An 8,691-nucleotide genomic window follows, 5' to 3' on the forward strand; every position below is an offset into this window, starting at 1 on the left:
ACGTGCGGAAAGCCTTACCATCGAGAAAAAGACATTTTAATCAGCAAAGGGGGTACGAAAGTGAATATATTAGGAAGCCTGCAGCAGCTCGGAAGAGCATTTATGCTGCCAATGATTGTGCTTCCAGCAGCAGCCATATTTTCGAGCCTCAGTCAATTGCCGTGGGATTATATTGGACTGCCGCAGCTTACGCTTTATTTGCAGGCCGCAAGTCACGCCATTTTTATTTACCTTCCTTATTTGTTTGCGGTAGGCATTGCGCTTGGAATGACGGGAAATGCGCTTGCAGCTGCATTATCGGCACTTGGCGGGATGTTCATTTATGTGGGCATTACCCAGACGGCTGTGCCGGAAATTGAGCCGACGGTGTTTATCGGAACGTTGATGGGCATCATCTCAGGCTTTAGTTATGAACGATTTAAGAACTTGCGTTTGCCTGAATACATACAATTTTTCGGAGGGCCGCGGTTTGTACCGCTATTTGTCAGCTTTATATCGGTCTTATTTTCCATATTTATGATTGGACTTACGCCATATATTGAACGCATGCTTGAAGAGATTGGCAACATTGTAGCTTCAGGAGGCGGGTTCGGTGTTTTTCTTTATGGCTTTGTCCATCGGATTTTGGTCGTATTTGGCCTGCATCATCTCGTCAGCCATGTGTTCTGGTTCCAGATTGGCAGCTATACGATGGCGGATGGGACAACCGTATATGGTGATTTGCCGCGGTTTTTCGCTGGCGATCCAACAGCCGGCGTGTTCATGGCGGGAATGTATCCGACGATGATGTTTGCACTGCCCGCTATTGCGCTTGCCATTATTCATGAGGCGAGAGAGGATCTTAAGCCTAAAATCCGCAAAACGTTTATGTACGCGGCTCTGGCCTCCTTTTTGACTGGTGTGACCGAGCCTGTAGAATTTGCCTTTCTGTTCGTTGCTCCTTATTTGTTCGTCGTGCATGCGCTGCTGTCGGGCGTCATTATGTGGGTGACGTATGAGCTCGGCATTCGCCATGGCTTTTCATTCTCGGGCGGAGCGATTGATTTTATCGTCAACGAGCATTTGGCTACGCGAGGCTGGCTGCTGATTCCAATTGGTATCGTCGTTGGGCTCATTTATTATTTTTTGTTCCGCTGGGCAATCGACCGTTTTCAAATACCAACCCCAGGGCGCGAGGAAGGCTCGCATCTTGATGAGTGGGCTGGCGATATTCCGCAGCGTGCGCCGCTTATTTTACAGGCGATTGGAGGCAAGGACAATATTGTGAAAATGGAGTCCTGCATTACACGGCTGCGATTAAAGGTGGCTAATGAGAAGCAGCTTGATATCGCAGCGCTGCGCAATTTGGGGGCAGCCGGTGTCATTCGCCTCGGCGGTGGCAATGTGCAGGTTGTCTTCGGCACGTATTCTGAGCTGATTCGTGGGGAAATTTTGAACACCATTCAGCGGGATCAGGAGCAGGTGCTGTTCAGCTCGCCGATGCAGGGGAAAATGATTGCGCTCAGCGATGTGCCCGATCCGATTTTTTCCGGCAAGCTTGTTGGCGATGGTGTTGCATTCATACCGGATAAAGGAGAGCTTGTTTCGCCTGTCAAAGGTGAGGTTATCCATATTTATCCGACGATGCATGCGATTGGCATTCGAACGCCGGAAGGGCTTGAGGTGCTGCTTCATATCGGCATTGATACGTCCCTGCTTGGCGGCAAAGGCTATTTCAAAGCTGCTGTTAAAGAAGGGGATAAGGTGCTTCCCGGCGACCTGCTCATCCGCTTTAATTTGCAGCAGGTTCGCAAGGAGAGCAAATCGCTGGCGACCCCGATGGTGATTACCAATTCGGATCTCGTGCGTTCATGGCGATTTGCGCCATATAAAACGGTTAAAAAAGGACAATCTTCCGTGATGTCGGTCGTGCTTAAAGAGATACAAGTTGGAGGGGAAAGGCCATGATACAAGGTATTGGAGCGTCAGCAGGCATAGCGATCGGAAAATCATTCGTATTGCCCAGCTGGGAGTGGGAGCTGCCGGAGCAGCGCATCGATGTTGCTGATTTTGCCCGTGAGTTCGAGCGAGTATATGAAGGCATCCGAACGTCAAAATTCGAAATCGAGCAAATGAAGGACGAGCTGCGGGAAGTGGTTGGCCCTTCGGAAACCCATATTTTTGACGCGCATCTTGCGATTTTGGACGACCCGGTGTTTATGAATGAAATTCAAGGCATTATTAGCCGGCAATACAAGGCAGCAGAGGTAGCGGTCAAGGAAGCGATTGATCATTTTGTGACGATGTTTGATTTGCTGGATGATGAATATATGAAGGAGCGCGCGCTGGATATAAAGGATGTCGGCAATCGGCTGCTCAAGCATTTGCTAGGCGTGCCGGAAATTAAGCTTCCATCAAACACGAAGCCGTTTATTCTCGTCGCCAAGGAGCTTTCTCCTTCGCAGCTTGCCCATATTAATCCGCAAAATGTACTTGGCATCGTAACGCTGGCAGGAAGCACGACTTCCCATTCCGCTATAATGGCAAGGGCGCTAGGCGTTCCGCTCGTCGTTGGAGTGGAAGCGAAGCTGGAGGAACCGATTCAGACGGGCCAGATGATCGTGCTCGATGGCGGGGACGGTGTCATGTATGTGCAGCCGGATCAGGAAGTTATCGCGCTGTATTCGGCGAAGCAGCGGCAGCAGCAGGAGGCGAAAACCCGTCTGCGCGATATCGTCGATCATAAGTCGATGACGCCGGATGGCAAGCGGCTGGAGCTTGCCGCTAATATCAGCTCCTTCAAGGAGCTGGAAATTGCTTTGTCCAGCGGGGCGCATGGCGTCGGCTTGTTCCGCACCGAGTTTTTATATATGGACCGCAATCGCTTCCCGCTGGAGGAGGAGCAGTTCGAAGTATACCGCAGCGTAGCAGAGAAACTGGAAGGCAAGCCGCTGATCATTAGAACGCTTGATATTGGCGGTGACAAGCAGCTCGATTATTTTAATATCGCCGAGGAAGACAATCCGTTTCTAGGCTATCGGGCTATCCGCATATCACTGGATCGCAAAGATTTGTTTAAAGTACAGCTTAGGGCCATTTTGCGGGCAAGCCATTTTGGACAGGTCAAGCTGATGTACCCGCTTATTTCTTCGGTTGAGGAGGTTCGTGCAGCCAATGCGGTATTAGCGGAGGCGAAGCAAGAGCTGGAGCAGGAAGGCCAGTCGTATAACCGGAATTTGCAGGTAGGTGTCATGATCGAGGTTCCGGCTGCGGTAATCATTGCCGATCTGCTTGCAGGTGAGGTTGATTTTTTCAGTATTGGGACGAATGATTTAGTGCAGTTTACCCTTGCTGTAGACCGGATGAATGAGGAGATATCGCACTTGTACGAGCCCTTCCATCCCGCAGTGCTGCGGATGCTTAAGCTGACAATTGAAGCGGCGCGCCGCAGCGGCATTAAGGTGGGCGTTTGTGGAGAGCTGGCAGGGGATGCCAAGGCGCTGCCGATATGGCTAAGCCTCGATGTAGATGAGCTTAGTATTTCTTCGCATTCGCTGCTCCAGGTGAAAGAGCGGCTGCTTCGCACAAGGCAGGAAGACAGCCGCTTGCTGCTGCCTAAGCTGCTGGAATGCCGCACGAGTGCGGATATTCATGAGCTGCTAGGGCAGTTTATGGATGAAAATGATGCCAGAAGGCAAAGCGCTTCTATTTCTTAAAATATAAGAATTTATAAGTATTACATTTATAAATAGACTTATATTTCACCCTTGAAACGGTTGCTTTGCCGCCAAAGGACGGCTTCAGCCGTTTACGCTTGGCCTTTGTATTGCTCTAAAGCGTCAACGAAAGCTTTGGCGTATGGCGGAAGATCCGGCGGACGTCTCGCAGAGATGAGGTTTCCGTCTACGACAACCGCCTCGTCAAACCATTCGGCACCGGCGTTTTCCATATCGTCTCGAATGCCTGGCGTGGAAGTGACCTTGCGTCCTTGCAATATTTTAGCGGAAATGAGCACCCAGCCAGCGTGGCAAATTTGGCCAATCGGCTTGCCAGCTGCATCAAGCTCCTGCACAAGCTCAAGCACTTTAGGGTAGCGGCGGAGCTTGTCCGGCGCCCAGCCTCCGGGAACGAGCAGACCAATAATGTCGCTGCTGTTCACTTCATCAAAGCTGAGGTCGGCAACGGCGGGCACGCCATATTTCCCAATATGCTTCTTGCCCTTCTCAGGCCCTGCATATAGTACGGTAGCTCCCGCTTCACGGGCGCGATATACTGGATACCACAGCTCCAAATCTTCGAATTCATCATCAAGCAGGCAAATAACGGTTTTATTGTGTAATGACAAGGATTTCCCCTCCAATTCATATTGTCTTACCTATTGTATCGAAGGAGAACTTATGAAGCAAACCCTAGCAAAGCGTTCGGTGCGGGTGCTTCGCTGTATTCCAGCCGTATTCGGCATGGCAGCGATTTTTGCCGCATCCGCGACGACGGGCGAAGAGATGAATACGCTGCTGCCCTTTTTCCAAAAGCTGTTTCCGCAAATGGCGAGCTTTGATTGGGGACATTTTGTCGCTTATTTTATGCTCGCTGCCACCATCGATTTCGCAATCGGTGCAAGAGCCGATCGTCTGGGCATCAAAGTGCTGATTGTGCTGTTGTGCGGCCTCTATGGCATTACAGACGAATTTCATCAATCCTTCGTAGGGGGCAGAATGCCGGATGCGGCCGATGTCCGCAATGACATGATTGGAGCGGCACTGTGGGTTATTCTGGTGGCACTGCCGCCAGTGCGCCGATTATGGCGGCGCATCGCCTGGTAGTCCAAGCTTTCTCGAAATGGCGGTTAACCCCGGTTCAGCATTTTTTGTTCATCTTCAATAGTAAAAATTACATAAGGCTGCAAGCAGGAGTTTTTGCGAAAAAGGTCGAATATTTTACGCATCTCAAATTATGAGCATAAACGGAGATGAAGGGCGGTACAGCCGTCCGCGTGAAGGAGTGGACCAACTTGGAAAAGCGGTGTCATTGTGGTGACATCATGAAGATGAAGCTGCGTACCGTCATTTATTCTGGGAAAGTGGAAATAGACAATGTGCCTATCTATTCCTGCGTGGCATGCAGTCGAAGCGAAGTGTTTCCGGAAGTGAAGCCCGATTTGACTGGTCTGATTGCTCAGCTTGGTGCAGAGCCATCGAAGCAGACCTTTTTTTTCGATGAGTGCAATGAATGGGCGAGCATGCTCGTCATTGCCAGAAACACGAAGAAGCAATCCGATCCTGCTGCGGTGGAACGGCTTATTCAGGAGCGCATCGATGCGCTGCTGGACCTGCTGCTGCTTGCTCAAGCGCTTGAGGACCAAGTATGGATAGCAGATATTACGAAGCGGCTGGGCCAAATCAGCCGGCCGACAAGGCATACATAACGAAGTAAAGCGATGAGTTTGCGAGCAGTTGCTGTGCGGAAATGAAAGCGCCCTGGCACTGACATTGCGAAAAGTAATATTTTGTCGTATGATTATTCTATTGTGCAATGGGCGAAAGTGAAAAATCTGAGATAATGGAGAGAAGGACCTTGACGGTAACCATTTATGATGTAGCAAGAGAAGCAGGAGTATCTATGGCTACGGTTTCCCGGGTTGTTAATAACAATCCGAATGTGAAACCCGCAACCCGCAAGAAGGTTTACGAGGCCATTGAGCGTTTGGGATACCGTCCTAATGCGGTAGCTAGGGGCCTTGCCAGCAAGAAAACAACGACTGTTGGTGTCGTAATTCCCGATATCTCCAACGCTATTTTTGCGGAAGTGGCACGGGGCATTGAAGACATTGCGAATATGTACCACTATAATATTATTTTGTGTAATGCGGATAAGAAGAAGGATAAAGAAATCCGCGTTATTAACACGCTGCTGGAGAAGCAGGTTGACGGATTGCTTTTTATGGGCGGAGCGGTAACGGAAGAGCATATGCAGGCGTTCAAAACAACGAATGTCCCGATCGTATTATGCGCAACGACTGATGAGAACGGCGAAATTCCTTCCGTTGATATCAATCATGAGGAAGCGGCTTTTGATGCGGTCAACAAATTGCTGGAGCAAGGCCACCGACGCATTGCGATGATCAGTGGCACGTTGCAGGATCCTGCGAATGGCTATGCCCGTTTCCAAGGGTATAAGCGCGCGCTGGAGTCAGCGGGCATTGCTTATGATGACACGCTTGTTCGTATCGGCAACTACCGTTATGAATCTGGTATCGATGCCATGAAATATTTCATTGAGCTGGACGAGCGTCCGACTGCGGTATTCTCAGCAACAGATGAGATGGCGATTGGTGCCATTCATATGATTCAAGACTCTGGCCTGAGCGTGCCAGGCGATATTTCGGTTATTAGCGTTGATAACAGCCGTATGGCTTCGATGGTTCGTCCGCAATTGACAGCCGTTGCCCAGCCTATGTATGATATCGGAGCTGTATCGATGCGTCTGCTCACCAAGCTGATGAATAAAGAAAATGTGGATCACTCCAAAGTCATTTTGCCGCATGAGATGATTGTGCGCCAGTCTGTTGGAGGGGTATAGGAAGCATGACTTTTAACAAAATAGGCATCATTGGGGCGATGGTGGAAGAGATAGAACTTCTCGGCCAGCACGTCCAAGTAACGAAAGAAACCGTTAAGGCTGGCATCACTTATTACGAAGGCCAGTTTCATGGCAAGACCGTTATTTATTGCAAATCCGGTGTTGGCAAAGTGAATGCTGCTGTATGTACGCAAATTTTAATCGATTTGGGTGCGGACTGTGTGTTGTTTACTGGCGTAGCTGGGGCAGTTGATCCAAGCCTGAATATTGGTGATATTGTCGTATCCACGAGCTGTGTTCAGCATGATATGGATTGTACGCCGCTAGGCTTCGCACGCGGTGAAATTCCCTTCCATGCGCGTTCGGAATTTGTGGCGGATGAGCGGCTAGTCCAACTGGCCGCTGATTCGAGCAATCGTTTGTTTGAAGGACGCAGCTTGAAAGGCATCGTGTTATCCGGCGACCAATTTATTGCGAGCCGCGAGACGGTTGCGCTGCTGCGTGAGACGATGAATGGTGCTTGTGCGGAAATGGAAGGCGCTTCAGTAGCCCATGTATGCGATATGAATGAGGTGCCCTTCGTGGTCATCCGCTCTATGTCGGACAAGGCTGACGGATCTGCGCATGTCAATTTCCCAGAGTTTACGGTGAAAGCAGCTAACAACTCCTACGCCATTATTGATGACATGCTTCGACATATCTAGTTCATAAGAAGGTACAAAACCGCCATCCTGGCACACGGGATGGCGGTTTTTGTCGTTGGAAATTGGTATTCAAAATAGGGAATAGATAGAAATAATTATATTCCGATAGGAATTATCTATTTTAATTGACAGCGATAGGAAAAGCATTGTACGATTCTTCTTGCCACCAGCATTTTACTATTTTTGGTTAAATGAGGAGGAGAGAAGAAAAAAGAGAGCGTTAAGCAGCGTGTAAACGATTTAAAAGACTGAATATTCTGAAAACAATGCTGTTGGCGCAAATTAAACTTTAGGATAGGTGGAGATAAGTAATGGCAGACGTTAGCTGTGTCGTATGCAAATCGGAAATTAATGTTGGGTTTGACGCAATAAGCGGTGAAATCGTAGAGTGCTCGTCATGCGGACAAGAGCATGAGGTGCATGCCGTAAATAATAGCATTTCAGTTGCATTAGCTCCCGAGATTGAAGAAACTTGGGGCGAGTAAAGGAGCCAGGGGATGAAGCAGACAAACTCGGATATTTTGCTTTGTGTGACGAAACTGCGTGAAGAAGAGAAGCGAATCTATGAGCTGCTCCAGCAGGCTGGACATCAAGTCCAAGTAAATCTGGATTCGATGGAGCTGCCGCTTGAGCAGGGCTGGGCGGATCAGTATGGCATCGCACTCATTCGCTGCCTATCCCAGAAAAAAGCGTTAAGCCGCTCAACGATGCTGGAGTTATCCGGCATTGAAACGATTAATTCCGTTAAAGCGATTAACATTTGCACGAACAAAATTCATCAAGCGATCGTGTTCCAAAAGCATAACATTCCGCAGCCCCGCTTCAAGATCGCTTTTACAGCAGACAAAATCCTCGAATCGTTCGAGGATTTTGGCAACATATTTGTGATCAAGCCACCCAGCTCCTCCTGGGGAAGAGGCATTGCCCGCATTGTCGGCAAGGAATGCCTGGATGGCTGGATTGCGGCACGGGAATCGCTTGATCCGACCCAGCAGTCCTTTCCAGTACTCGTACAGGAATACGTGGACAAGGGGGATTATGATATTCGCGTTGTCATAGTTGGCCGCAAGCCGATCGTAGCGTTTCGCCGGGTGTCGGTCGATAACTGGAAGACGAATACGCATTTGGGGGCTGAGGTCGAGCCTATTGCTGTCGATAAGGAAATAGAATCGATTTGCAGCAAGCTGACCGAGGTGCTCGGTGAAGGCATCTACGGTCTGGATTTATTTTATGACTATCAAAATAAACGATATCTCGTATGCGAGGTTAATCAAAACCCGGAGTTTTCGAAGTCTTGGAAAATTCATGGCGTTGACGTAGCCGCTCATATTGCGCTTTATTTGCAGGGGAAATTGGCCTCCAGAACGAGGCAGGAGGTTAACGCCTAACGCCATTTAGACGATGGAGCTCCAGTTAAAACGGCGAACCA

The 8,691-nt window shown here is 49.3% G+C and carries 9 protein-coding genes; 8 read left to right on the plus strand and 1 reads right to left on the minus strand.

The window, feature by feature from the left end; genetic code table 11:
* Window positions 1–60 precede the first annotated feature (60 nt).
* Both ABEW34_RS02090 and ptsP read left to right on the plus strand, forming a co-directional pair.
* Window positions 61–1,947, plus strand: a complete 1,887-nt coding sequence (locus ABEW34_RS02090; RefSeq protein WP_430154427.1) for a glucose PTS transporter subunit IIA — start codon at window positions 61–63, stop codon at window positions 1,945–1,947.
* Window positions 1,944–3,695, plus strand: a complete 1,752-nt coding sequence (gene ptsP, locus ABEW34_RS02095) for a phosphoenolpyruvate--protein phosphotransferase (protein ID WP_430154429.1) — start codon at window positions 1,944–1,946, stop codon at window positions 3,693–3,695. Before ABEW34_RS02090 ends, ptsP begins: the two co-directional genes overlap by 4 nt.
* A 92-nt stretch (window positions 3,696–3,787) precedes the next feature.
* Here the strand turns inward: ptsP and ABEW34_RS02100 are convergent, their stop codons facing one another.
* Window positions 3,788–4,324, minus strand: a complete 537-nt coding sequence (locus ABEW34_RS02100) for a type 1 glutamine amidotransferase domain-containing protein (RefSeq protein ID WP_056038700.1) — start codon at window positions 4,322–4,324, stop codon at window positions 3,788–3,790.
* A gap of 52 nt (window positions 4,325–4,376) precedes the next feature.
* On the opposite strand from ABEW34_RS02100, the gene ABEW34_RS02105 reads away from it, so the two are divergent.
* The 6 genes from ABEW34_RS02105 to ABEW34_RS02130 all read left to right on the plus strand — a co-directional run bounded on the left by ABEW34_RS02105 (window position 4,377) and on the right by ABEW34_RS02130 (window position 8,650).
* Complete coding sequence (locus ABEW34_RS02105; RefSeq protein ID WP_430154431.1) at window positions 4,377–4,802, plus strand: VanZ family protein; 426 nt, start codon at window positions 4,377–4,379, stop codon at window positions 4,800–4,802.
* A gap of 188 nt (window positions 4,803–4,990) precedes the next feature.
* The gene (locus ABEW34_RS02110; RefSeq protein WP_430154433.1) at window positions 4,991–5,404 is read left to right on the plus strand and encodes a hypothetical protein; all 414 of its coding nucleotides are present in this window, start codon (window positions 4,991–4,993) and stop codon (window positions 5,402–5,404) included.
* Between the two features lie 149 nt (window positions 5,405–5,553).
* Complete coding sequence (gene ccpA / locus ABEW34_RS02115; RefSeq protein ID WP_046230557.1) at window positions 5,554–6,558, plus strand: catabolite control protein A; 1,005 nt, start codon at window positions 5,554–5,556, stop codon at window positions 6,556–6,558.
* 5 nt (window positions 6,559–6,563) lie between these two features.
* Window positions 6,564–7,262, plus strand: a complete 699-nt coding sequence (locus tag ABEW34_RS02120) for a 5'-methylthioadenosine/adenosylhomocysteine nucleosidase (RefSeq protein WP_430154435.1) — start codon at window positions 6,564–6,566, stop codon at window positions 7,260–7,262.
* Between the two features lie 311 nt (window positions 7,263–7,573).
* The gene (locus tag ABEW34_RS02125; RefSeq protein ID WP_430154437.1) at window positions 7,574–7,747 is read left to right on the plus strand and encodes a lysine biosynthesis protein LysW; all 174 of its coding nucleotides are present in this window, start codon (window positions 7,574–7,576) and stop codon (window positions 7,745–7,747) included.
* Window positions 7,748–7,759: 12 nt separating this feature from the next.
* Window positions 7,760–8,650, plus strand: a complete 891-nt coding sequence (locus ABEW34_RS02130) for a RimK family alpha-L-glutamate ligase (protein WP_430154439.1) — start codon at window positions 7,760–7,762, stop codon at window positions 8,648–8,650.
* Window positions 8,651–8,691 lie beyond the last annotated feature (41 nt).

This window comes from Paenibacillus algorifonticola, from assembly GCF_050481745.1.
Classification (GTDB): Bacteria; Bacillota; Bacilli; order Paenibacillales; family Paenibacillaceae; genus Pristimantibacillus; species Pristimantibacillus algorifonticola_A.

Bases quoted from the DNA above. Each gene is read 5' to 3' on its own strand.
- ptsP (WP_430154429.1), top strand. From the start codon at position 1,944: ATGATACAAGGTATTGGAGCGTCAGCAGGCATAGCGATCGGAAAATCA.
- ABEW34_RS02120 (WP_430154435.1), top strand. From the start codon at position 6,564: ATGACTTTTAACAAAATAGGCATCATTGGGGCGATGGTGGAAGAGATA.
- ABEW34_RS02125 (WP_430154437.1), top strand. From the start codon at position 7,574: ATGGCAGACGTTAGCTGTGTCGTATGCAAATCGGAAATTAATGTTGGG.
- ABEW34_RS02105 (WP_430154431.1), top strand. From the start codon at position 4,377: ATGAAGCAAACCCTAGCAAAGCGTTCGGTGCGGGTGCTTCGCTGTATT.
- ABEW34_RS02130 (WP_430154439.1), top strand. From the start codon at position 7,760: ATGAAGCAGACAAACTCGGATATTTTGCTTTGTGTGACGAAACTGCGT.